Origin of the sequence: Chryseobacterium cupriresistens (genome assembly GCF_046614675.1) — a bacterium.
Classification (GTDB): domain Bacteria; phylum Bacteroidota; class Bacteroidia; order Flavobacteriales; family Weeksellaceae; genus Chryseobacterium; species Chryseobacterium cupriresistens.
The window spans coordinates 33915-59230 of sequence record NZ_JBKKJT010000011.1; the positions used below are offsets into that span (position 1 = coordinate 33915).

25 protein-coding genes are annotated in these 25316 nt (G+C 36.5%); 16 read left to right on the forward strand and 9 right to left on the reverse strand.

Annotation, left to right across the window (positions count from 1 at the left end):
• Nucleotides 1-85 precede the first annotated feature (85 nt).
• Nucleotides 86-526 (reverse strand): DUF6646 family protein, encoded by a 441-nt coding sequence (locus tag ACLI50_RS20630; protein WP_202840121.1) that lies wholly within the window; start codon nt 524-526, stop codon nt 86-88.
• Between the two features lie 220 nt (nt 527-746).
• On the opposite strand from ACLI50_RS20630, the gene ACLI50_RS20635 reads away from it, so the two are divergent.
• Nucleotides 747-1499 (forward strand): nitrilase-related carbon-nitrogen hydrolase, encoded by a 753-nt coding sequence (locus ACLI50_RS20635; protein WP_411414542.1) that lies wholly within the window; start codon nt 747-749, stop codon nt 1497-1499.
• A 134-nt stretch (nt 1500-1633) separates the two neighbouring features.
• Here ACLI50_RS20635 and ACLI50_RS20640 read toward each other — a convergent pair whose 3' ends face one another.
• The 4 genes from ACLI50_RS20640 to ACLI50_RS20655 all read right to left on the reverse strand — a co-directional run bounded on the left by ACLI50_RS20640 (nt 1634) and on the right by ACLI50_RS20655 (nt 5013).
• Complete coding sequence (locus ACLI50_RS20640; protein WP_411414543.1) at nt 1634-1933, reverse strand: thioredoxin family protein; 300 nt, start codon at nt 1931-1933, stop codon at nt 1634-1636.
• 11 nt (nt 1934-1944) lie between these two features.
• Nucleotides 1945-2322: a rhodanese-like domain-containing protein gene (locus tag ACLI50_RS20645; protein ID WP_411414544.1), complete on the reverse strand. Its 378-nt coding sequence runs from the start codon at nt 2320-2322 to the stop codon at nt 1945-1947.
• Nucleotides 2323-2326: 4 nt separating this feature from the next.
• Nucleotides 2327-3736: an MBL fold metallo-hydrolase gene (locus ACLI50_RS20650; RefSeq protein WP_411414545.1), complete on the reverse strand. Its 1410-nt coding sequence runs from the start codon at nt 3734-3736 to the stop codon at nt 2327-2329.
• A gap of 215 nt (nt 3737-3951) precedes the next feature.
• Nucleotides 3952-5013, reverse strand: a complete 1062-nt coding sequence (locus tag ACLI50_RS20655; protein WP_202840110.1) for a hypothetical protein — start codon at nt 5011-5013, stop codon at nt 3952-3954.
• Nucleotides 5014-5152: 139 nt separating this feature from the next.
• On the opposite strand from ACLI50_RS20655, the gene ACLI50_RS20660 reads away from it, so the two are divergent.
• The 12 genes from ACLI50_RS20660 (at nt 5153) to ACLI50_RS20715 (ending at nt 20395) form a co-directional block, all read left to right on the forward strand.
• Complete coding sequence (locus tag ACLI50_RS20660) at nt 5153-6679, forward strand: helicase HerA-like domain-containing protein (RefSeq protein WP_343643682.1); 1527 nt, start codon at nt 5153-5155, stop codon at nt 6677-6679.
• Between the two features lie 150 nt (nt 6680-6829).
• Nucleotides 6830-8053, forward strand: coding sequence for a 3'-5' exonuclease (locus tag ACLI50_RS20665; RefSeq protein ID WP_202840107.1), 1224 nt, complete (start codon nt 6830-6832; stop codon nt 8051-8053).
• 261 nt (nt 8054-8314) lie between these two features.
• Nucleotides 8315-9517, forward strand: a complete 1203-nt coding sequence (lysA, locus tag ACLI50_RS20670) for a diaminopimelate decarboxylase (RefSeq protein WP_170872057.1) — start codon at nt 8315-8317, stop codon at nt 9515-9517.
• A 244-nt stretch (nt 9518-9761) separates the two neighbouring features.
• Nucleotides 9762-11495, forward strand: coding sequence for a thiamine pyrophosphate-dependent enzyme (locus tag ACLI50_RS20675; protein WP_202840105.1), 1734 nt, complete (start codon nt 9762-9764; stop codon nt 11493-11495).
• Nucleotides 11496-11625: 130 nt separating this feature from the next.
• Nucleotides 11626-12105, forward strand: a complete 480-nt coding sequence (locus tag ACLI50_RS20680; RefSeq protein ID WP_411414546.1) for an energy transducer TonB — start codon at nt 11626-11628, stop codon at nt 12103-12105.
• Between the two features lie 12 nt (nt 12106-12117).
• Entirely contained in the window at nt 12118-12990 is an 873-nt protein-coding gene (locus ACLI50_RS20685; RefSeq protein WP_411414547.1) for an Abi family protein, read from the forward strand.
• A gap of 218 nt (nt 12991-13208) precedes the next feature.
• Entirely contained in the window at nt 13209-14645 is a 1437-nt protein-coding gene (gene miaB / locus ACLI50_RS20690) for a tRNA (N6-isopentenyl adenosine(37)-C2)-methylthiotransferase MiaB (protein ID WP_411414548.1), read from the forward strand.
• A 227-nt stretch (nt 14646-14872) separates the two neighbouring features.
• Complete coding sequence (locus ACLI50_RS20695) at nt 14873-15670, forward strand: hypothetical protein (RefSeq protein ID WP_411414549.1); 798 nt, start codon at nt 14873-14875, stop codon at nt 15668-15670.
• A gap of 36 nt (nt 15671-15706) precedes the next feature.
• A complete protein-coding gene (locus tag ACLI50_RS20700; RefSeq protein WP_110011538.1) occupies nt 15707-16996 on the forward strand; it encodes a sigma-54 interaction domain-containing protein in 1290 nt (429 codons plus the stop codon).
• 13 nt (nt 16997-17009) lie between these two features.
• Nucleotides 17010-17714, forward strand: coding sequence for a hypothetical protein (locus tag ACLI50_RS20705; protein WP_202840097.1), 705 nt, complete (start codon nt 17010-17012; stop codon nt 17712-17714).
• A complete protein-coding gene (locus tag ACLI50_RS20710) occupies nt 17704-18255 on the forward strand; it encodes an LptE family protein (protein WP_110011536.1) in 552 nt (183 codons plus the stop codon). The genes ACLI50_RS20705 and ACLI50_RS20710 overlap by 11 nt, the downstream gene beginning before the upstream one ends.
• A gap of 1 nt (nt 18256) precedes the next feature.
• Nucleotides 18257-20395: a DUF8458 domain-containing protein gene (locus tag ACLI50_RS20715; protein WP_411414550.1), complete on the forward strand. Its 2139-nt coding sequence runs from the start codon at nt 18257-18259 to the stop codon at nt 20393-20395.
• Nucleotides 20396-20434: 39 nt separating this feature from the next.
• Here the strand turns inward: ACLI50_RS20715 and ACLI50_RS20720 are convergent, their stop codons facing one another.
• The 4 genes from ACLI50_RS20720 to ACLI50_RS20735 form a co-directional block, all read right to left on the reverse strand.
• A complete protein-coding gene (locus ACLI50_RS20720; protein WP_330744446.1) occupies nt 20435-21043 on the reverse strand; it encodes a DUF4126 domain-containing protein in 609 nt (202 codons plus the stop codon).
• 241 nt (nt 21044-21284) lie between these two features.
• Nucleotides 21285-21656 carry a ribonuclease P protein component gene (gene rnpA, locus ACLI50_RS20725; RefSeq protein ID WP_411414551.1) on the reverse strand — a complete coding sequence of 124 codons (372 nt, stop codon included), beginning with the start codon at nt 21654-21656 and terminating at the stop codon, nt 21285-21287.
• The gene (locus ACLI50_RS20730) at nt 21656-22387 is read right to left on the reverse strand and encodes a tRNA threonylcarbamoyladenosine dehydratase (RefSeq protein WP_411414552.1); all 732 of its coding nucleotides are present in this window, start codon (nt 22385-22387) and stop codon (nt 21656-21658) included. Before ACLI50_RS20730 ends, rnpA begins: the two co-directional genes overlap by 1 nt.
• A complete protein-coding gene (locus ACLI50_RS20735) occupies nt 22380-23006 on the reverse strand; it encodes a TatD family hydrolase (RefSeq protein WP_411414553.1) in 627 nt (208 codons plus the stop codon). The genes ACLI50_RS20730 and ACLI50_RS20735 overlap by 8 nt, the downstream gene beginning before the upstream one ends.
• 96 nt (nt 23007-23102) lie before the next feature.
• Here ACLI50_RS20735 and ACLI50_RS20740 point away from each other — a divergent pair, with 96 nt between their 5' ends.
• From ACLI50_RS20740 to ACLI50_RS20750, 3 genes are all read left to right on the forward strand, one after another.
• Nucleotides 23103-23732, forward strand: coding sequence for a TetR/AcrR family transcriptional regulator (locus ACLI50_RS20740; protein ID WP_034692722.1), 630 nt, complete (start codon nt 23103-23105; stop codon nt 23730-23732).
• Between the two features lie 103 nt (nt 23733-23835).
• Nucleotides 23836-24831 (forward strand): outer membrane protein assembly factor BamD, encoded by a 996-nt coding sequence (locus tag ACLI50_RS20745; RefSeq protein ID WP_110011530.1) that lies wholly within the window; start codon nt 23836-23838, stop codon nt 24829-24831.
• A gap of 42 nt (nt 24832-24873) precedes the next feature.
• A complete protein-coding gene (locus tag ACLI50_RS20750; RefSeq protein WP_029298198.1) occupies nt 24874-25197 on the forward strand; it encodes a DNA-directed RNA polymerase subunit omega in 324 nt (107 codons plus the stop codon).
• Nucleotides 25198-25316: the final 119 nt, after the last annotated feature.

Sequence of the window (25316 nt, forward strand, 5' to 3'; positions counted from 1 at the left end):
TTGCAAAGGTAACAATTATCAAAACTATGCCAAATAAAAAAGCTCCCCGAAACGAGAAGCTTTGTCATATTTAAAGACGATTTGATTATAAATTGAAAGAAACGCCAAGACTGCCATTGTTGCCTACTTCTGCAAAAACCCCAATTTTCTCTGTGAAGAAATAACGGGCTCCGATGTGAGCGCCTACTCCAAAGTCTCTTCCAAGCACTCCAAGGTCTACACCAGGATAAATGTCCCATTTTGAAGGAAGATTCAGGGCTTCCTGCAAATGAAAGTTCAGTCTTCCGAAAACAAAAACACGATTATCCTTATCGTTGTCTTTGTAATTGTCAAAATACCCATTGATCCCGGCACCCACTGAAATAAGTTTGTTGAGTCCATAGTCGTAAGTTCCCGTAATTCCGGTTCCATATCCCCAGGCGCTCAGCCCCAGTTGTATTTTCTGATCTCCCTTTCCTGTCCAGGCCTGAGCATTAGCCATAGCACCAAAAAAGAAGATCGCCACCATAAAAAACAATTTCTTCATAAATTTTTAATTTTAAGGATAATAATAAAAAATATTTCTATCAAAAATGAAACCGAAAGAACGGCAATAGTATAAAAATGGTTGACTTTAATACATTATTAAGAAATAGTGCCCGATTTTTGTGTGGAAAACTACTTTTTCAACCATTTAATTCTCCTTTTGTAAAGATAAAAGCTGTATTTTTATACTTCATATTTGAAATAATTTAAAAGAATAAAAGATGAAAGTTGCAGGGCTAAATTTAGATATCATCTGGAAAAATAAAACTGAGAATTTTGCACGGATAGAAAGTGAACTGCTGAATGTGGAGGCAGATCTGTTTCTTCTTCCTGAAATGTTTTCAACAGGTTTCTGTATGGATGCTTCCGAAGTATCAGACAGGAATAATGAATCGCTGGAATTTTTGAAAAAAATCTCAAAAGAGAAAAATGCTGCGTTTTGCGGAAGTGCTCCGGTAGAACAGGACGGCAATTTTTACAACAGAATGTTCTTTGTAAAACCGGATGACGAAATCTCTTTTTATGATAAAAGACACCTGTTCTCTTTTTCCGGAGAAGATAAGTTCTACACACCGGGAAAAGAAAGAGTAATCGTTGAATACAAAGGAATACGTTTCCTGCTTCAGGTATGTTATGATCTTCGATTTCCTGTTTTTGCCCGAAATAATGATGATTATGATGCCATTTTATATGTTGCCAACTGGCCCGAGAAGAGAGTAGGAGCCTGGGAGCATCTGTTGAAAGCCAGAGCTATTGAAAATTTATCTTTTGTATTTGGTCTCAACAGAATAGGAACTGATGGAAATGATCTGTTATATCAGGAAAGTTCTCACTGCTTCTTTGGTGATGGAAAAGAAATTTCTCAGAAACAGGGAAATTTTGTATCTGCAGAACTATACCTGGAGGAATTGAAGGACTTTAGAAAACATTTCCAGTTTTTGAATGACCGTGATTCTTTTTCTATTGAGTTTTAGATTTTCCCCACAGGTCTCGCAGATCTTCACAGATTTTTAATTTCTATATAAAGAAAAACAAGCGTAATTATCTGTGGAGATCTGTGCGATCTGCGGAAATTATAAAAAGCAAAAAACTGTGAAAAATCACAGTTTTAAGTGTATTGTTGTAAAAGTTGGGTGAGGGTATTCACATCATGAACACCACTTTCTTTCCATAGCATTTCTCCTTTTTTGAAAATGGCCAGTGTAGGAACCCCGCGCACACCGTATTGAGCGGCCAATGCGGGATATTGATCTACATCTACTTTTATAATTCTTGCTCCTTCGCCAATATTTTCTTTTACTGTATTTAATACCGAAGACTGTACTTTACAAGGCTGGCACCATGTTGCGAAAAAATCTATCAGAACAGGTCTTTCGGAATCTATAATTTCCTGAAATTTTTGTGACATATTGGGTTGTATTAGTTTGCTTTTTTGTTTGTTTCGTCCTGAATTGCTTTTACATTTTTCCAGGTTGTACCATTATAAGCCTCCACACCATTTTTCTTCAGAATTTCCATTGCCTGATCTGCCTGAATTCCTTTATTGCAAAATACAACAACTTTTTTTCCTTTTAAAGTTTCTATGTTGTTTTGAATCTCTGCCAACGGAATATTGATTGCATTTTTTGCTGTTCCTGCAGCATACTGCTCCGGAATCCTAACATCTACCAGTGTTACCTCAGGACTGTTGACTACTTCTTTAATGCTTGCAGTAGGAATTGCTGTTGTAGGTGATGTCTTACAGCTACTTAGCATAAAAGCTAACACTAAAATTAATCCGGAAAACTGAATTTTCATGATCTTACAGGGTCTTAGATTGGCATACGAAATCGGTAGTTGGCAGTCTTTCCGTTTTTTTAATTCCGTTAAAACCGCCTTCTATTTCGGTAAAATTCCTGATTCCGTGTGAGTTAAGTATACTTGCTGCAATCATGCTTCTGTATCCGCCGGCACAGTGAAGAAAGAAATGTTCAGAATCATCAATAGTACGTGCCCAGTCGCTGATGGTATCCAACGGTTTGTTGTATGCATTGGCAATATGCTCTGCAGAATACTCAGTCAGTTTTCTTACATCAATTATGGTAGCATCTTCTGTAAACTGCTCTGCAAATTCAGACGGAGTAATTCTTTTGATTTCATCCGTTTCCTTGCCTGCATTTTTCCATGCTTCAAAACTTCCGTTAAGGTATCCGATCACATTATCAAAGCCTACTCTGCTTAGTCTGGTGATCACTTCCTCTTCAGTCCCTTCATCCGTAATTAATAATAAAGGGTGTTTTACATCTACAATAAGAGTTCCTACCCATGGGGCGAAATCTCCTTTCAGTCCTATATTGATAGAGTTGGGGACAAATCCTTTATGGAAGTCCGCAGCTCCTCTTGTATCTAAAATTAATGCTCCTGTTTCTTCCGCCAAAGCTTCAAAGTCCTCCGCTTCAACAGGCTGTAGTCCTTTGTTCATTACAACATCAAGACTTTCATAGCCACCTTTATTTAAAGCGACATTCATTCCGAAGTATTTCGGTGGAGCTGTTAAACCATCCAGAACTTCTCTGATGAAAGACTCTTTGTCCGGTTGGTTAAGAGCATAATTGGTTTTTTTCTGGTTCCCCAGAATATCAACAGTTTCCTTCTGCATATTCTTTCCACAGGCAGAACCAGCGCCGTGAGCCGGATAAACAGTGATGCTGTCATCCAATGGCATGATTTTGCTCTGAAGACTGTCATATAGAATTCCCGCAAGATCCTCCTGGGTAAGATTAGTCGCCTTTTGGGCAAGATCCGGTCTTCCTACATCTCCAAGAAACAATGTATCACCTGTGAAAATTGCCGTTTCAACACCATTTTCGTCTATTAAAAGGTAAGTACTACTTTCCATGGTGTGTCCCGGTGTGTGCAGTACCTTTATTTTCACTTTTCCTATCTCAAAAATCTGATTATCTTCAGCAATAATAGCGTCAAATTCCGGAACAGCAGTAGGTCCGTATACAATCGGAGCACCTGTTTTCTTGCTTAAATCCAAATGTCCGGATACGAAATCAGCATGGAAATGAGTTTCAAAAATATATTTTAAAGTGACATTATCTTTTTCCAGGCGATCCAGATAGGGTTTTACTTCTCTTAAAGGATCAATAATGACAGCTTCATTCTCTGATACAATATAATAGGCACCCTGAGCCAGACAGCCCGTATATATTTGTTCAATTTTCATTGGGTCTTTTTTTTAATGAGTTAAAGATACAAAGTATTAGATCAATTCTAAATGAAATGTTAAATTCCATTGATAGTTTCTTTCAATACTTTGTTAAACATATGTTTAGTATGTGTCGTTTTTTTAGCAAAAAGGATGCCTTACATAATGTCAATTGGCAAATGCTGTTTTATATCATGTCCTGCTTCTGGAACAATGTCTTTAAAGCATTCATTTTACTCTATCTGATAATATATTTTGTACAGAATTTCATTGGTGTTTTCTGTAATGTTCTTCTCTGTTTTGAATTGGAGATATTCCTCTTTATTAGCTTCTCCTTCATCATAACGGATCAGTCTTTTGTACTTGTCATAGAGGTAATCTTTAATTTTTCCGTTGTCTGCTAATCTAATTATCTCACCAAAATATTTTTTAGTGTCTTCGTGCATCGGCCACTTTGTTTCATGAGTTTTATAGAATTCTATCATTTTGTCTATGGCATATACTTCAGACTCGATATTCATATCATTGAAGCCTGTCAGAAGTTCTTTTTTATCTGCATTTTCTCCCAGCCATTTTGTTTTTGCATACACCGAAGCAAGCACAGCATTAGTCATCATGGAATCTCTTTTGATAACAGGAGATAAGATGATATCCGGAGTATGGCTAATAGGAAGAGTTTTTTTAGCAGCGATATCCAATACACCAAAATAGGTCTCAGCTTTGTTTTTGAGTTCAGACAGTTGATCACGGGTCATTTCATCGCTTGATCCTCGGATTTTAAAGCCCCATCCTCCACATTCATAAATAGAAAGGAGTGACTTCTTATCAGTATATTTTACACCTTTGAAAAAATCACGTTCACCCATTGAATGATCAAAAATTGAATAGATATAGTTTACTTTTACCTTATCATTGGATATATTTCCAAACATAGGTTTTAAGTCTACACTTTTATTGGAATTCTGATTCAGAACCGTTTCATATATGGAAAATTCATCTCTCAAAAGCTGGTTGTCAACTAATTTTTTAGGATAAATATATAAGGTCAGGACCGTTTTACTTTTTTTACGGTGTTGTTGTACATAGCTTACCACAATGTGCTTATTCTGTAGATCATAAGATACTATTTCTTCTCTTTGAAAGCCAGACCATAAAACTGGGAAAACGGCTGATGTCGGCAAGTGGGTGTAATCGCCTTTAATCTGTAAATTAACAGGGCCATTTCTTTTCTGAGCAAGAAACAAGGTGGAGGAAAAAGCAAAAATAACGAGTAGAATTTTTTTTAATGACATCATGTGTGGTATATATGTTGTTCTCAAGGCTAAATTAAAAAATAAATTTAGGGAACTTAGAATATAATTTAATCATTATATTATTTTATTTACTCAAATTTTTCTAAAAAATTCTATATTTATAAGTTAAAAAAGCGATCAAATGGCAGACAAAACACAATTTATTGAAGAATTAAACACGAGATACACTCCAAAAGGAGAGCATATAATATTAGGAAAAGGGATGTTGGATGGAGAAGTTGTTACGGAAGTAAACGTAACCATTCCTCTGAAAACGATTAATCGCCACGGTCTTATTGCAGGAGCTACCGGAACCGGTAAGACAAAAACGTTACAGGTGTTTGCAGAACAGCTTTCTCACGCAGGAATTCCGTCTTTGGTTCTGGATATTAAAGGAGACTTTTCCGGGATTGCAGAAGCAGGACAAATGAATCCCATCATTGAGGAAAGATATGCGAAGACACAGCTTCCATATAATCCCCAAGGCTTTCCGGTAGAATTGATGAGCATTTCAGGAGGAAAAGGAGTGAAACTGAGGGCTACTGTTACAGAATTTGGGCCTGTTTTATTAAGCAAAATCCTTGAATTGAATGATACCCAGCAAAGTATCATGTCTATTGTCTTCAAATATTGTGATGATAAAGGTCTTCCTTTGATTGATCTTAATGACTTGAAGAAAGTATTGCAGTATGTGACCGATAATGCACAGGGAAAAGCTGAGCTTGCAGCCAATTATGGATCCATTGCATCAGCATCTTTGGGAGCTATTTTAAGATCTATTGTAGCTTTGGAGCAGCAGGGCGCAGCAGGATTTTTCGGTGAATTAAGCTTTGACGTTCATGATTTACTGGAAACAAGGGATGGAAAAGGAGTGGTTAATATTTTAAGAGTCGCAGATATTCAGAATAAACCGCAGCTTTTCTCAACGTTTATGCTTTCGCTTTTTGCTGAAATTTATATGACGTTTCCGGAAGAAGGAGACAGTGGGAAACCAAAGCTGGTACTATTCATTGATGAAGCCCATCTGATTTTTGATGAAGCTTCCAAAGCGCTTCTTTCACAGATCGAAACAATGGTGAAATTAATCCGTTCCAAAGGAGTAGGAATTTATTTTATTACCCAGATTCCCGGGGATGTTCCAGAAAATGTTCTTTCCCAATTAGGATTAAAAATACAGCATGCCTTAAGAGGATTTACCGCAAAAGATAAAAAAGAAATTACCAAAGCAGTAGAAAATTATCCTACCACAGAATATTACGAAGCTTCCAGCCTGATCCAGAATCTGGGAATTGGAGAAGCATTTGTGACAGCACTGGATGAAAAAGGGATACCAACACCATTAGTGCATACTTACCTGATTTCTCCCGAATCGAGAATGGATGTTCTGAGTGAGGCGGAAGTCTCCGATCTTACTTCCAGATCAGCAATGGTAGCAAAATATGAGCAGGCATTAGACAGAGAGTCTGCCTACGAAATGCTGACCACCAGAATGGAACAGGCAGCACAAAACCCCACACCTGCACAGAAGGCAAAACCCGTAAAAGAAGAACCCGGAATGTTCGAACAGGTTTTACAGAGTAAGGCTGGCCGTACCTTTACCTCTACTTTAATGAGGGAAGGAGCAAAAGCTATTCTCGGAATGTTCGGGCTGGGAGGCCGAAGAAGATAATTTTGAAAGCTAACCTGCTGTGTTTTGATATATTTTTTGTTATTTTAGCAGGTTATCTTTACATAACAGTAAAAAACAGAGCCTTATTTTATTGGGGAATAAAAGCAGGTCTAAATAGTAAACCAGAAAAACAGAAGTTAACACACATTCATGTATTCAATTATAGATATAGAAAGTAATGGTGCAGGTTATAGAAATGAATGCATTATAGATATCGCCATCTACAGATATGACGGTCAGAAAATTACAGATCAGTTTATATCCCTTGTAAACCCCGAAGGTGATATTACTCCTTTTGTACAGAAGCTGACCAGTATTACCCCAAAAATGGTCAAGACTGCTCCGAAATTTCATGAAATTGCCAAAAGAGTGATAGAAATTACTCAGAATACAACTTTGGTAGGTCATAATATTGATTTTGATTACAGGATGCTTCGCCAGTCATTCAAAAGGCTTGGTTATGATTTTAAAATCAATACTTTAGATACAATTCCGTTAGCAAAAAAACTGATTCCTGATGAAGTAAGTTATTCCTTGGGAAAACTGGTGAAATCATTGGGTATTCCATTGACCAACCATCACAGGGCGGAAGGCGATGCAAGAGCTACATTAGAACTTTTCAAACTTCTGATCTCAAAAGATATTGAAAATGAGATTATTCAGAAGCAGCATGATGAGTCTAATGCCAAAACGTATATCAACAAGATTAAAGAACTGACTCAGGATCTTCCTAATGACAAAGGTTTTGTGTATTTTCAGGATGAAGCAGGACGTATTATGTTTTCTGATTATGTTCAGGATATCAACAAATTTTCCAAAAAGGTTTTCAATTCCAAATCAAAAAAATGGGAGCAGATCCAGAAAGATGTTGAACAGATTAATTTTGAGCTTACAGGAACAGATATTATTGCCAAACTGATTCTTAATTCCAAGAATATTAAAAAGAAAGAGGTCTTACCTTTCGGATTATATTTCAGGAATAATAAATATGTAGTTGAGAAAAATAAGCTTAATAAAACTGAGAAGCCGGTCTTGAAATTCAGGTCATTTACCCAGGGAACAAAAGCTGTTCAGTTTATTGGTTCTCAGGAAGAATTTAAAGATTTTTCTGTCTTGAAACAAAAAATTGAATTCAGAAAAAGAAATGAGCTATGGCTCGGGCCGGGAAGAAAATTAGGAGAAAAACTGTTTTTAATTATAGAAAACGGAAAAGTGGTTTCATTTGGCTTCTATGAATTGTTTACACAGATTCAGACGCTGAGTAAGCTGGCTAAACTGAAAATTGATCTTCCGCTGTCTTCTACAGATTTGAATAACGAACTGCAGCTGGCACTTCTTCGAGCGGATTTTGAGACCTTACCACTGCCGAAGTGATAGAGTGTCTTCATGTTATAAGTTTTATTCTGCAGACCATGCCATTCAAATCAATTGTACTGAAATAAAAAATAAATAGTATTTTTGCAAAAAATAAATAGTAGCAATGCAAAATTTTAAACAAAATAAAACTGGAAAAAAGGGAACTGTAAAGTTCTCTAAGGTTTGGAATATTTAAAAGAGTTGTCTTGCATAAAAAAATAATCAATGTGGCAGGCTCTTTTTCGAAGAATCTGCCTTTTTTTATGTTAAAATGAAATTATGAATTCAAAAGAATTATTAAAGATTGCCAATGAGTTTGGCACACCGGTGTATGTTTATGATGCTGAATCCATCAAAATTCAATACGAAAAACTTACTTCTTCATTTTTAAAACATACTAAGTTCTTCTACGCAGCGAAGGCCTTGACCAATATCAATATTCTTAAGTATGTCAAGAATTTGGGTGCATCTTTGGATTGTGTATCTATCAACGAAGTTAAGCTGGGATTAAAGGCAGGATTTTCGAAAGAAAAGATATTATTTACACCCAACTGTGTTGACCTTGCTGAAATAGAGGAAGCAATGACTTTTGGAGTTCATATTAACATTGATAACATTTCTATTCTTGAGCAATTCGGGAATAAATACGGAAATACCTATCCGATTTTAGTAAGAATCAATCCGCATATTTTTGCAGGAGGTAACTATAAGATTTCAACTGGGCACATCGACAGTAAATTCGGGATTTCTATTCACCAGGTTCGTCACATCGAAAGAGTGATGAAGAGTACCAACCTTAATGTTGAAGGTCTTCACATGCACACGGGAAGTGAAATAAAAGATCCGGATGTATTCCTTCAGGCTTTGGAGATTATGCTGGAGCTTTCTGAGCATTTCCCGAACCTGAAATATCTGGATATGGGAAGCGGATTCAAAATCCCTTACCAGGATAGTGAAGAAGAAACTGATGTGAAAACATTAGGTAAAAAAGTAGAGAAAGTAATTTCTGAATTTTCAAAATCTACAGGAAAAAAATTCGAATTATGGTTTGAGCCTGGAAAATTCCTGGTGGGGAAAAGTGGATATTTATTAGTGAAAGCTAATGTGATCAAGCAGACAACAGCTACTGTTTTTGTTGGAGTGAATTCCGGATTTAATCATCTGATCCGCCCAATGTTCTATGATTCTTACCATATGATTGAAAACCTGTCCAATCCAAAAGGTGCAGAAAGAATTTATACGGTAGTAGGAAATATCTGCGAAACAGATACGTTCGCATGGGACAGAAAACTGAATGAGGTAAGAGAAGGAGATATTCTTGCTTTCCATAATGCAGGAGCTTACGGTTTTGAAATGAGTTCAAACTTCAATTCTAGATTAAAGCCAGCAGAAGTATTATTCTTAGACGGAAAAGCTCATTTGATCCGTAAAAGAGACGAGTTTGAAGATTTGTTGAGAAATCAGATTGAAATAGTAATGTAAAATCCGAAACATATGATATAAGCAGCTGCCTTTTTGGTGGCTGTTTTGTTTTACATGGAAATGAAACCTCACGGGTTTTCAAAACCCGTGAGGTTTCAATAGAATCAAAATTAAATTACAATTTTTTAACATCGAGTTAGGGATGGAGTCTCAACTTTATTAGTTAAATTTGATAGAGATAGGAAGATTTTCTTCTTCTCAAATACTATTTTCACCAAAAAATAACCACCAAAACAGACTAATTATGGCAAAAAACATAGCAGAGCAGATTGTTGAAATGCTCGAAAATGCCAATGTGAAAAGAATTTATGCAGTAACCGGCGACAGTCTCAATCATCTGAATATTGCCGTTAAAAAAAGCAGTATCCAGTGGATTCATGTAAGACACGAAGAAGTAGGGGCTTATGCCGCAGCGGCAGAGGCTGAGCTTGATGGTTTGGCAGTTTGTGCCGGAAGCTGTGGCCCCGGACACGTTCATTTGATCAATGGGGTGTATGAAGCTCATCGCTCTCATGTTCCTATGCTGGTGATTGCTTCCACCATTCCCAGTGATGAAATGGGCATGGATTACTTTCAGGAAACCAATACGATAAAGCTGTTTGATGACTGCAGTTATTATAATCAAATGATTACAAGACCTGAACAGGTACAGAGAACCGTGCAGACCGCCATTCAGCATGCTATATCCAAAAAAGGAGTTGCGGTCATAGGTCTTCCGGGAGATGTTTCTGAGCTGGATGCCGAAGATGGCTCTACTTCCACCCAAATCTTTAAAACCAATCCTGTGATAAGACCATCGGATGATGAGCTGAAAAGTTTGTCGGAACTGGTGAATAAAAGCAAAAAAGTAACCCTATACTGCGGGATAGGTGCTGCTGAAGCACGTGATGAGGTGATCACTTTGTCAAAGCTGTTAAAGGCACCTGTAGGATATTCATTCCGCGGGAAAATGGCTATTCAGCCCAATAATCCAAATGAAGTGGGACTTACAGGTCTGTTAGGATTTCCTTCAGCCTATCACGCCATGCATGAAGCTGATCTCGTCATTCTCCTGGGGACGGATTTTCCTTATCAGAAATTCATGCCTGTAAAAAATAAAATCGTCCAGATTGATGAAAGTCCTGAAAGATTAGGAAGAAGAGCAAAACTGGATTTAGGACTTGCCGGAGATGTCAAAGAAACCATTAAAGCATTATTGCCGTTACTTGACGAAAAAACGGATGTTCATTTTCTGAATGAACAGCTGGCATTTTATGATAAAGTAAAAGAAAACCAGTTGGAATATGTAAAAGATTCTGGAAAAGAGAACGCCATTCAGCCGGAATATGTGGCCCACACTTTAGATAAACTTGCTGAAAATGATGCTATTTTTACCGTAGATACCGGAATGTGCTGCGTTTGGGGAGCCCGTTTTATTACAGGAACGGGGGAAAGGAAGATGCTGGGATCATTTAATCATGGCTCAATGGCTAATGCGATGCCAATGGCGATAGGTGCTGCATTGGCACATCCTGAAAAACAAGTGATTGCCCTTTGTGGAGATGGAGGGTTATCTATGCTGTTAGGAGATATGGCTACTATTTTTCAGTATAAATTACCAATCAAATTAATTGTTTTCAATAACAGAACCCTGGGAATGGTAAAGCTGGAAATGGAAGTTGGTGGAATGCCCGACAATGAGACAGACATGATTAATCCTGATTTTGCCATGATCGCGCATGCCATGGGATATCCGGGAAAAAATGTCCATCTCCCCAAAGATGTGGAAAGCGCTATCAAAGAATGCCTGGATTACAAAGGACCTTATCTTCTGAATATTTTTACGAATCCCAATGCGTTGGCTCTTCCTCCGAAGGTTGAATTTGATCAGATTATGGGAATGACAAAGTCTATGGCTCAGCTTATGCTTGGCGGTAAAATGGATGAGGTTTTTGAAACGGTGAAGACCAATTATAAACATATCAAAGGCCTGCTATAATAAGAAAAGAAATAATCAGACAGTTGTCTGATATTCAGAAACTATATATAAAACTTCATGCTTTGCGTGAAGTTTTTCTTTTTTATACATAAGCTAAATATTTACCTTTGTTTATTATTAGGAAACAAGCATGAGAACTATATTTTTATTTTTGGCTTTATGTGCAATGAATTTTTCACTGGCGCAGGATCAGGAAGAAAGGGATGATTCTTTTATCAGAGAGAGTAATAAAAATCTTTTAAAAATAGATATTAAAGAACCCTTTATGCAGGTTGCTGTAAAATGTAATGATTTTAAACCCGCTGCTTTTGAAGGAGGTGTTGCAGCCTACAAAGATATCCTGAACCGATATATGTATGCGTACCTGAATTCTGATTTCTATGCTTTGACGGGAGATTTTACCTTTACCTTAGTGCTTGATGAAAAGGGAAAAGTAACAGATGTGAAAGGAATGCCTAAGGTGGCCAACAGCGAAGTTTTCTTTGATGATATGCAGTACGTTGTAAGAAGGATAAAGAGAAACTGGATTCCGGCGTCTTGTAACGGGAAGCCAGTAGCCTCACAGATTAAAGTTAAAATGAACTTTTCTTCAATGGCTGTGGATATTTAATTATAGAATATTATGGGGAATATTGCAACAACATTTAGTCAACAAATTGCTCTCCTTGAAAGTAGAGGTATGGTTTTTGATTTTGAACCTAATAAAGTAAAAGAAATTTTATTAGACATTGGATATTATAGGTTAGGATTCTATTGGCATCCTTTTGTTATAGATGATGAACATAATTTAATTACTGGTACTAAATTTTCTGATGTGGTTAATTTGTATTACTTAGATGTTGATTTAAGAAATACACTGATGAAGTATTTAAATAGGATAGAAATAAATTTTAGAACCAATATAGTTTATTATGTTTCTAATAAATATCGAACAAATCCATATTGGTTTATTGATCCTAGAATCATTAATCAATCATTTATTAATGATTTTGATAAATATTATAGTGAAGAATTTAGAAAAACTAACAAGCCTATAAAAATGCATCATCGAAAATATTTGAATGATAAATATGCTCCTGCTTGGAAAACATTAGAGTTCTTTTCATTTGGTATTATGCTTAGAATTTTTAGAAATTTACATGATGAAGAAATAAAATCTAGAATCTCGAAAATTTATAATGTAAATAATTTATCTAAATTTATAAGTCTAATGGATACTCTTGTCCTTTTAAGAAATACATGCGCGCATGGAGGCGTTATGTTTGATCTAAAGGTACCAAAAGGAATTTCTAAAATTCCGGAACTTGAATTTAATAACAATGATAGAATGTCTTTGGACTCCTCAATAAAGGTTGTTCTATATATATTAGGAAAAATATCAATAAGTAGAAAACAGAATATGGAAGCTGAAATTAATGCAATTTTTGAAAAGTATAGAAATGATGGGATTGTTAAAAATATCATAACAAATAAAATAAATTTCATATACAAATAGTTGCGTGATGTTGTAATTTTTACTAAATTTGCAGTGTATTTAATATAAATACAGCACTTCAGTGCACCAATAATTTTCACATTATTGCGGCACTATAAAATATTACTTATAGCTCGGACTTGCTCCGAGTTTTTTTTATGACATTCTGTCACAATATTTTGTATCTTTGCAAACTTATTCGTTCGTAATTTTAAATTACGAATCTTAAATCGATTATCGTGCAGGAAAAATATATAGACGAAACAAAACAGGGCGAAGCTTTTGCTATTGCAGAAAGACCGGAGAACTCTAAAAAACTGTTTTTAGAAAGCTATGGCTGTCAGATGAATTTCTCTGACTCTGAAATTGTTGCATCCATTCTTAATGAACAGGGGTATAATACAACGATGAAAGTTGAAGAAGCCGACCTGATTCTTTTAAATACATGCTCCATCCGCGAAAAAGCGGAACAGACCGTAAGAATGCGTCTTTCTCAGTTCAAAAATCTTAAAAAAGAAAGACCGAATATGACGGTTGGTGTTCTGGGATGTATGGCAGAAAGATTGAAAACCAAGTTTTTAGAAGAAGAACAATTGGTAGATCTTGTTGTAGGTCCTGATGCCTACAGAGACTTACCGAACCTTTTGAAAGAAACTGACGATGGAAGAGATGCCATCAACGTTATTCTTTCCAAAGAAGAGACGTATGCCGATATCAATCCTGTCCGTTTAGGAGGAAACGGTGTTACCGCTTTTGTTACCATTACAAGAGGTTGTGATAATATGTGTACATTCTGTGTGGTTCCATTTACCAGAGGAAGAGAAAGAAGCCGTGACCCACACTCCATTATTGAAGAATGTAAAGATCTTGCCAATAACGGATATAAAGAAATTACCCTTTTAGGACAAAACGTAGACTCTTACCTTTGGTATGGAGGAGGTCCTAAAAAAGATTTTGCCAAAGCATCTGAAATGCAGAAAGCAACAGCCGTAAATTTTGCGCAATTGCTTGATCTGGTAGCTAAAGCTGTTCCTGAGCTGAGAATCAGATTCTCTACTTCCAACCCTCAGGATATGAGTCTGGACGTATTCAGAATGATGGTAAAACATGACAACATCTGTAAATATGTACATCTTCCTGTACAAAGCGGAAGCAATAATATGCTGGAAGCGATGAACAGACAACATACCCGTGAAGAATATCTTGATCTGATCAGAAAAGCAAAAGAAATTGTTCCGGAAGTAGCATTTTCACAGGATATGATCGTAGGATTCTGTAATGAAACAGAAGAAGACCACCAGGATACCTTGAGTCTGATGAGAGAAGTGGAATATGACTACGGTTATATGTTTGCGTACTCAGAAAGGCCGGGAACTCCTGCTCACAAGAAAATGGAAGACAATATTCCGGCTGATGTGAAGCAGAGACGTCTTGCTGAGGTTATTGCCCTTCAGGGAGAGCTTTCAAAACAAAGAATGAAATCCTATGTTGGAAGAGAGCATCAGATTCTGATTGAAGGAATTTCCAAGAAAAATAAAAACCAGTGGAAAGGAAGAAACTCTCAGAATGCCGTATGTGTCTTCGATAAACTGGAAGGACAGAAAATAGGTGACATTGTGAACGTTTTTGTGTATGACAATACGCAAGGCACACTTTTAGGGAGAACAGTTGAATAAAATTAAGTTTCAGGGTCCAAAGGAATTTGGACAGACAAGCGAAAAGATGCTATCACTGAAAAATTTAAAAAGAAAATATATATTCTAAAAAAAATCAACGGGTATATTACCGTAAGATTTTTAGTAAATTGTTACGCAGTTTACAAAATCACTCGAAGGCTGGATGCCGGAAGAGATAAAAGGTTTAAAAGTAGATTATTATCAGGATTTAACCTATAAAATTGAAAATGGAAAAGTTTCAGAGGTATTACCTTAGCTTTTTGTTACTTATCGTTTACACCAATACTATTGCACAGGTCAACTGTAATGCAGTAGAGGGTGAGAACTGCAAAAAAGCTTGTGAGTTATACAACTGGGCTTCAGATTTACAAAGTTTCGCAGAATCTCAGGAAGGCTTTGACAAAACCACTGAATTGTCTTCTGATTTCTCTCATGTATATATGGAAAAAGCCGTTCCATATCTTAAAAACGGAGATTTTGTAACCTGGAAGATTCTAATAGATAAAGCAGTTACCTTAGATCCCGGGATGCACCCTGGTTACAGAGGCTGGACAAAGTTTCAGTTTCTGAGAGGCTATAGAAGTGCAATTCAGGATTTAGAAGGTTTAAATATATATGAGCCTGGAGACTTAGGAAGGTCTCAAAACGGAGACTATAGTACGGACTTAGTAAGAGCGATGTCCTACAGTGCTTCAGGACAGAAAGAAAAAGCAGCTGGGATTATAGAAAGGCTTCTGGCTGCCAGAGGTTATGCGAAGGGAATGTTTGATCATTATCAGCTGGGAATTACCTATCTTGAGCTGGGAAGATATGACAAAGCCCTGGAAAATTTTGAAAAACAAAGCAAAGGGTACGGCTTTGCTGAGAATACATACTTTAAAAGTAAAGTTTCTAAGATCAGAAACAAAGATTATTTGGATTTAAACATGTTAGCCCTGCAAACGTATGATGAAGGAAAGACCTTGAAAGCTGTCTGCACTCATCAATTTAACAAGGTCTACACACAACGGGTTGAAGTGCTGTAGAAGATTAACATTCAATCAATAATCAAAAATTTACTTATGAGCAACGAGCTACAAAACATAAAAAACCGTTTCGGAATTATCGGAAACTTTCCTGCACTCAATCGTGCCCTGGAAAAATCTATCCAGGTTGCACCCACAGATATCTCTGTACTTGTGATTGGAGAAAGTGGGGTGGGAAAAGAATTTATTCCAAAAATCATTCATTCAGAATCCAGAAGAAAACATCAGCCTTATATCGTGGTAAACTGTGGAGCCATTCCGGAAGGAACCATAGACTCTGAGCTATTCGGGCACGAAAAGGGAGCTTTTACAGGAGCTACAGCTACAAGAAAAGGATATTTTGAAGTGGCAGACGGCGGAACCATCTTTTTGGATGAGGTAGGAGAACTTCCCCTGCAGACTCAGGTACGTCTTTTAAGAGTGCTGGAAAGTGGTGAATTTATGAAAGTAGGTTCTTCACAGGTGCAGAAAACCAATGTGAGGATTGTGGCAGCTACCAACGTTAATATGATGAAAGCCATCCATGACGGAAGGTTCCGTGAGGATTTGTATTACCGTTTGAATACTGTTCAGATTGATATGCCTCCTTTGAGAGAAAGAAAAGGAGATATCCATTTGTTATTCAGAAAATTTGCAATAGATTTTGCTGAAAAATACAGAATGCCGGAACTGGAGCTGGAGCAGAGTGCTGTTCACTATATAGAAAGTTATTCTTTCCCGGGGAACGTCCGCCAGCTAAGAAACTTAGTAGAGCAGATGACCGTTGTGGAAAGAAACAGAAATATCACTGCTGAAAAACTTGCCGAGTATATTCCGATGGAAACCCATCTCCCAATGGTCGTAAATACTCAAAGTACTCCCAAGCAAAACGATTTCGGAAGCGAAAGGGAAATCATGTATAAAATCCTGTTCGATATGAGGAATGATATTAATGATTTAAAATCCTTAACTTCGGAACTGATCAAGAACAGAGGGACAGCAGATCTGAGCAATCATGAGAAAAACCTGATCAACAGAATTTATACTTCTGATAGTCAGTCACAAGTGAATTCCGGGTCGATGTTATATTTTGAAAATAATAATGATACACCGGCCGTTCAGACTCCTACGATTATTTCAAATCCTGATGACAGCTATGAAGATATTGAAGATATCGAAATTGAAGAAAACAGACCGGAATCACTTTCTCTTCAGAATAATGAAAAAGATTTGATTATCAAGGCTTTGGAAAAGCACAAAGGACGTAGAAACAGAGCTGCAGATGAACTGGGAATCTCACAAAGAACTTTATACAGAAAAATAAAACAATATAACCTGGAAGATTAGCACAACATAAATAATGAAAGTCAATTTAACACCTAAGCCGATCAATTTTAAACTCGGAGAATATATTAATAAAGGTTTCGAACTTTTAAAGAAAGATTTCGGAAATATTTTTGTAGCATTTTTAATGTGCTTTATCATGTCGATCATTCCGTTCTGCGGAATATTAGCGATGGGTAATTTATACAAATACCTTCAAAGGCTGAACAGAAACCAGCCGGCAAGTCCCGGAGATATCTTTGATTTTAAAGATTTTATGCCTTATTTTATGCTGCAGTTAATTGTTTTCGGAGGTGTTTTACTGCTTTACATTCCTTTATTTGCTGTGCTGGGTATATCAGGTGCTTTATCTGAGGGTAATGAACCCAATCCAATGGTAGCATTTTTTGTGTTTCCCTATATGTTTTTATTGATTGGAGCGATATATTACTTTGTATTAAAGGGTTTTTATATCATACCATTAATCAGTCTTAAAGGCATCAGGGAAGTAAAAGAAGCATGGGTTATTTCAAAAATAATGACCAAAGGAAATCTATTGTCAATCTTCCTTTTCTCTGTAGTAGTAAGTATTTTGGCTCAGATTGGGATTATTGCCTGCGGGATAGGAATTTTTCTTACCTTACCATTCTTATATACAGCAAATTATTTTGCTTATGAAGATGCTATTCAACAAATTGAGTATGATGAAATTACGGAAATCGGATTTAAAGATGGATTTTAAAATTAAAAATATAAGCCTGAAACAATCATTATTTACGGGAATGCTCTTTGCGTTGCTGGGAGTTTTAAATTCATGCTACAGTTTTACGGGATCGTCTCTTACAGATGAGAAAACAGTTCAGATCAATGAATTTCCCAATAATGCACCGCTGGTAAATCCTGCATTATCACAACAGTTTTCTACAGCAATACAAAACAGATTCCTTCAAAGAACAACTTTGAAGGGAACGAAAGAAAATCCGGATATCCTGATTGAAGGAGAAATTACAGACTATTCCATTACGCCTACCACCATCAGCTCCAATACCCAGACCAACCCTTCTGGTGGAGTGATTCAACAGGCACAGAATAAACTTACGATTACGGTAAAGGTACATTATGAAAATAAAATCCATCCGGATGCAAGTTTTGACAGAACGTATTCTGATGAAGCCGCTTTCAACAGTGATGTATCCTTAAGTCAGATCGAAGACCAGCAGGTAAAACTGGTAACAGATAGAATTATTAATAAGATATTTAACGACATTGTAGCGAACTGGTAAGATGAATCCGAGAGTTTTAGAATTAATAAAAAATCCGAAAAATATTCAGTCTGAAGACCTTGGTCTTTTGAAAGAAGAGATTCACACTTTTCCTTATATTCAGAATATCAGGGCACTTCACCTGTATGGCGTGCATCTGTACGAAAAAGAAAACTATCAGAAAGAGCTTTCTACAACAGCTGCGTATACTACTGATAAGAAAATTCTGTATCAGTTGATTAACGGGAAGATCAAACAAGAGCCCAAACCGGAAATTGTTGAAGAGAAGAAACCTTCTGCAACAATCGAAAAGCCTGCTCAATTAGCTCCAAAGGCAAAATCTTTCCCTATTAAAAGAGAAGAAGATATTTCTTTGGAAAAGCCATCGGAAGAAAAAGAAAATACTTGTGTATTACCAATCTCACAGGAAGCTAAGCCTATTTATGTAAAAGGTGAACGAAACAGAATTTTATTTGAAGGAGAAGAAAACTTCCTGGATGAAGTAAATTCTGAGACCATCGATATTGAATCTACCCTTGAATCAGGAACTCTGGTAACACAAAAGACAGATACTGTAGTTGAAGAACAGGTTCAGGAGGAAGCAGCATCCATACAGACTCAGGGTGATGAAAATGGAGGAGAGAACTTTACACGGGAAACCATCATTCACGAAGAGCAGATTTCTTCAGAAAAAGAGGAAGAAAAGATTGAGGAAGAAGAGAATGTCAGCTTCCATGAAGTAGTCCCTTTAGCACCGGAACTACATATTGAAGAGGCGGTAGTAGAAGAACCTGTAAAAGCTGAATCAACAGCACATGAAACGGAAACAGTTTCTGAGGAAGAATCTGTTCAGCAAGAAGAAATACAAGTTGCAGCAGAAGAGAACGCCGGAGAAAACTTTACACCGGAAACCATCATTGACGAAGATCAGATTTCTCTTGAAAAAGAAGGAGAAAATGGTAATGAAGAAGCGCCTTCAGCGAAATTATCTGATGCGGAAGTAAGCTTCCATGGAACAGAATCGTTTATGCCGGAAGTTAAAATCCAGGCCAACAACGAGGAGATTTCTGAAACAGCTGAAGTATCTCAATCCAATGTAAATAAACATGAGGAAGAGATGAGACGCCTTATTGAAGAAGTTGAAAAGAAAATGAAGGAGGCTAAGCCTGTTGTTCAGGAAGAAAAAGTCGAGCCGGAAGCTTCTGAAGATCATGAAATTAGCTTCGCTGATACCCAAAGTTTCCATTTCTGGTCAACCAGTGAAGAAAAACCTGAAGAAATAAAAGAAGAGCCTGTAAAGGAAGAAGTTGTTGAAAATCAACTATCTGTAATCGAGGATGTTACATCAGAAATTGCAGAAGAAAAAATACAGGAAACAGCTGAAGTGCAGACTGCATGGAAGCCAATGAGTGTGGAATCCCATTTACCAGATTCATTGATCAGTAAAGCAGAAAAAGCATCAACCCCTGAAATTAAAACTCAGGAAACAGAAGCTGTAACTGTTGCAGAGCCGGAAGTGACTACCGTGGAGTCCAAATCAGGTGAGACAAATGAAATTATTGAAGAAACTGCTCAGGAAGAAGTTTTACCAATAGCAGAAAATTCTGAAGTTGAAAAGGATCATTCTGCTCCGGTTGAATCAGCTCAGGAAGAAAAAACGGAAACAGAAACAGTAAATGAAGATGTTCCTGTAATGAATGTTTCTTTCTTTGGAACCGATATTTCTACCCTTAAGGTTGAAGAAAAGAAACAGGAAGCTGTAGAAAAAGTACAGGAGGTTACTATGAAAAATACCACTCAATCATCAATAGACAGTAATGTTCCGGGTTTTATCAATACATGGCAGAGCTGGCTTAAGATTGACAGAACAGAAGAAACAGTAAAGGACAAAGCCGAAATCAAAGAAAAGGCTATTGAAACCTTTATTGAGAACAATCCCAGAATCAGTCAGCTAAAGGAAGAAAGTACCTATGTTGTAAAAGAAAAGAATGATGATATCTCGCATTTGATGACGGAGACATTAGCTAATCTTTATTTTGAACAGAAACTCTATACAAAGGCAATAAAGGCGTTTGAAATATTAATCAAAAAGAGTCCTGAGAAAAAAGAATATTTTGAATCCAAAATTCAGGATATCAAGGACTTCAGAAGTAAAAACTAAAAAATAAAAAGGTACTGATAAAAACAGTACCTTTTTATTTTATAATTTCTGAGAACTACTTTTACTACTTCTTATTTTTTTCCAGGCCTTTCGTCCAAATACGATAACAACAATTAATGTAATGATGGCAAATATTGCGGCGATAACCGGTGCTGCCATCGCAAGAACAGACATTATACCGGCACCTGCCGTCTCCGTTGTTCCTACCATGGAATTTCCCAAACCTCCTGTAGTAGCAGTAGAGGCAGCCCTTATTCCTGCAAATCCGGAGCTGATCGTAGCAGCGGTACCTCCTCCGGCAATCAATGCCAGTGCCCATTGTGGAAAAGTTCCAAGTTCAGCAAACTGACTGGCAAATAATATGGAACCAGCAACAGTTGCCATAGGTATGGAAACAGTATCCAGTAAATGATCTACAAAAGGGATGTAATAAGCCAGGATCTCTATAACAGTAGCTATTCCTGTTGTAATAAGCGTCGGGAGACCCGCAAGCCATTCAAAATGCTCATTCATCGGAATCCAGTTAAAATAAGAAGCAAGACTTACAACAAACATGGGAAGGAATACCCGGAAACCTGTAGCTGCCGCCAGTCCAATACCGATAAAAGCACTGATTATATAAGAAAAATAGGGAACATTGTCTAACATATTAATTTTCAGATTTATTGTTTTCCCTAAAAATACAAAAACTATATGATATTTGGAGCGTTGTTGATTTTAGAGTTCCAGATACGGGATGCGGGGTACGAGGTTTTGAGCTTTACTATTTGTGATTTGCCAGAAAGTAAAAAGAAGGTTTTATCTGTGAAAATCTGTGCGATCTGTGGGAAATAAAAAGAACTGTAAGAAAATACCTCACAGTTCTATATTATTTCATCAGAATAGATGATTACTTTTTTTGAGCTTCACAAAGCTTGATGAACTGTGCCTCCACGTCTTGGAATTTCGGAGGCATCTCAGAAGAAACCCAAAACAGCATTGCCATAGATCTTTCTCCAAAGGCCTGCCTGAAAAGATCTTTATTCAGCCGGTAACATTCTCTCAGCAGCCTCTTGATACGATTCCTGTGCACAGCTCTTTTAAAGTATCTTTTAGAAACAGAAACTCCGAATCTTGCAGCTTCTACCGGAAGGTTAGGTTTGTCTTTCAGAACAATGATCCTTAGATTTCCGCTCGTTCTCCATTTGCCTTTCTCAAAAAGCAAACTGATTTCCGTGTTTTTTTTGAGCTTTTCCGCTCTTGGATATTTGAAGTTCTGCATTAATCTTTCATCTTTTTCACTAAATGATTAATCACTTCAGCGGCTGCATACAATCCGAAAATTGCAGGAATAAAGCTGATGGTGCCATAGAATGACTTTTTGAAATTGCTTCCGTCAGTCATTTTTAAGCTTTCCTCCTTTTGAATTTCATTGGAGAACACACATCTGATTCCTTTATTGATTTTTTCTTTCTTAAGCCTTTTTCTTACCTGTTTTGCAAGGAAACAGTTGTGGGTTTTACTGATATCCCTTACCATCACCATACTCGGATCTGTTTTTCCTCCGGCTCCCATAGAACTTACAATCTTGATCTTTCTTCTTCTGGCAGCTTTTATTAAACAGATTTTTGGCGTTACACTGTCAATACAGTCAAGTACATAATCAAACTTTCCGGAATCAAGGATTTCATCCATTCTCTCAGGATTCAGAAACTCATTGATCCTGATTAAATTAAGCTGTGGATTGATATCAAGAAGCCTTTCAGCTACAACCTCTACTTTATGTTTGCCAACAGTAGAATGTAAGGCAGGAAGCTGTCTGTTGATATTTGTAATATCTATGGTGTCTCCATCCACTATGGTCATATTTCCTACGCCGGCCCTGGCAAGAAATTCTGCAGCAAAAGAACCTACTCCTCCTAAGCCTACTACAAGCACATTGGCCTTGATGAGCTTATCCAATCCATCTTCCTTTATCAAAAGTTCAGTCCTTTCCAGCCAGTATTTATCCATTTTTTATTGTATGTAAATTTTCTAAAATTTGTTCATTAAGTTGCCCCAGAGAAATTTCTTTTATTTCCGAAACTTTAAGGTACAATTCTCCGATATTAAAGTCTTCATTGTCAGTTTCTAAAAAGAATTTGTTTAATGGAGTGTTTTTCACAATATCCTGCAAAGATAAATTATACAAAACAGCTTTTCCAAAACTCAGGTAAAAATTATTGGCAAGAAGATCTTCTGCAATTTGACGTTTTTTATTAAAACCATGAATGATCATGGGCTGTTCGGCCTTCTTCCCCAAAGAAATGACCTCATAAAATTTTCTGACACAATGAATGATCATAGGTTTTTCGACTTCATTGGCCATCTTTATCTGTCTTAAAAAAACTTCTTCCTGGATTTTCTGATCAATAGAAACCAAAGAATCCAAACCACATTCACCGATAGCAAAACAGTTTTGAAACATTGTGTCTTCCATCCATGAAAACTGTTGTTCGAGATGGGCAACATCAATATCCTGGGGATGAATTCCGATAGAATAAGGAGAGTCAGGAGGAATTTGCTCTATGTTCAGATTATAAATTCCATTTCTGATATATTTCTTATGATGATGAAAATCAAAAAATTCCATATCCAAAAGTAAGCAATTTCAGATTTAATCTAAAATTATTAAACGATCGTTTATAAATGTGTTAAAAATTTCTTAACTTTACTCAAAGTACACTTCATGAAAAAAAAATTTACAGAAAAACAGATTCACATACTGGATATTGCAGAAGAGCTTATCGCGAAGAAAGGATATGAGGGAACTTCTGTAAGAGATATTTGTTCTAAAGCGAATATCAACGTCGCCATGATTTCTTATTACTTCGGTTCTAAAGAGAAAATGATGTCTTATCTCTATCAGTACAGAGTATTGAAAACAAGAGAGAATTTTTCAGAATTTGCGGATACCATCAAAGAAGGTAAACCTGAAATGCAGCTGCGGGAAATGATCAAGTACATCGTTTCTCAGCTTTTCAAGTATAATTATTTCCATGGTTTTGTAACCCAGGAGCTTCGTCATACGGAGAATCTTAAAGATGAACTGCTGGATTTCTATCAGCTATTCGTGAAAAAACTGGATGAAGTCATTAAAAAAGGTGTTGCATCAGGTGTTTTTACTTTTACACCCAAACCTGAAGATATTCTTACCATGATCATCGGATCCACTTTATTTGTCATCAGGAATAAAAATTTCTATGAACTCTATGTTCCGAGCAAAAATGAGGAAACCTATGCCAAAGAAGCTGAGAAAAAGGTGAGAATGAATCTTTTATTAAGTGTTTTTGCTATTTTGGGATACGCTGCAGACTAAAATTACGTTAAATATTCATAAAAAAAAATCTATTGGCAAAAAAGTTATATTTTTGCAAATTAGTAAATCGGCTGTATAATCCGAAAACTGTTGAATTTTATATATGAAAAAATATATTTTAGGTCTTTTTGCTGTAGCGGTGATTACATCTTGTGTAAGTCAGCAGGAGAGAGCAATGAGAAGTGCTGATAAAGAATTTATCTTAAAGGCAGCTAATGAAAATTTTGCCAAGAAAAAATGGAAAAATGCATTGGCTCTTTACGACAGACTTGCCAATCTTGTGGCGGGAACAGATGATTTTCCTAACGTAGGTTTCAATACAGCTTATGCCAACTATTATGACAAAAGTTATAAGCTGGCAGGACACCAGTTTAAGAATTTTGCAGTAAGTTTTCCAAAAGACCCGAGAGCAGAAGAAGCAGCATATATGTCTGCTTTATGCTACTATGAAGGTTCTATGGATTACAACCTGGATCAGTCGAGTACAGAATTGGCCATTAATGAACTTCAGGAATTCCTGAACAATTATCCCAACTCTGAAAGATCTAAGAATATCAGCCAATTAATTGATGAATTGTCTTACAAGCTGGAATTTAAAGCTTATGAAAATGCAAGACAATACTACAAAATGGGTGAGTATAAAGCAGCAAACGTAGCATTTGATAATGTTCTGGAAGATTTTCCAAGTACAAAGCTTCGTTCAAAAATTTATGATTATATCATGAAAGCACGTTATGAACTGGCGATGAAATCTGTTTATAATCTTAAAGATGAACGTATTGAGAGCGCGCTTACGTATACAAAGCTTGTAGAGAAAGAGCTTCCTAATACAGAATATTCTAAAACTGCAACAGATCTTAGAGAAAAACTGGAAAAAGAAAAACAAAACTTCGCAGTTGTTAAAAAACAAACTGAAGCCAGAATGGCGGCTTTAACGGCAAGACAGAAAAAAGAAGCTGAAAAACTGGCTGATAAGGATAAAGCTGACCAGCAGATCAAAGATCAGATCAGCAATGAAAAGAAAGCAATGCAGTTACAGAGGGACAGTGCAGCACTTAAAACACCTCCGCCGGCAGCGACTTTCAAAATTCAAAGATAATTCGTAAATTTGCCATCTTAAAATAAAAATAATTTTCTCAAAATGAGTGTAAAAGATACAAAAGCAGAAGTAAATACAATTACTTACGATAAAGATAAGATTGAAGATAAAGTAGGTTCAATCTATGAAGCTATTGTTATCATGGGAAAGAGAGCAGAGCAGATCAATGCGGAGATCCGTACGGAGCTTCACAACAAACTGGATGAATTTGCCGTTCACAATTCTACATTAGAAGAGGTTTTCGAAAACAGAGAACAAATTGAGATCTCTAAACATTACGAAAAGCTTCCAAAGCCAACTTCAATTGCTATTGAAGAATGGTTAAACGGAGATGTTTATTTCAGAAAAACAGAAGAAAGAAAGTAATCTTCTGTGTTTTAATAAATCAAGGTCATAAAGGAATTCACTTCTTTTATGACCTTTGTTGTTTTAAAACCTCATTGTGTGGGAAAAAATAAGTACTTTAGTGTTTCCAAAAATTAGAA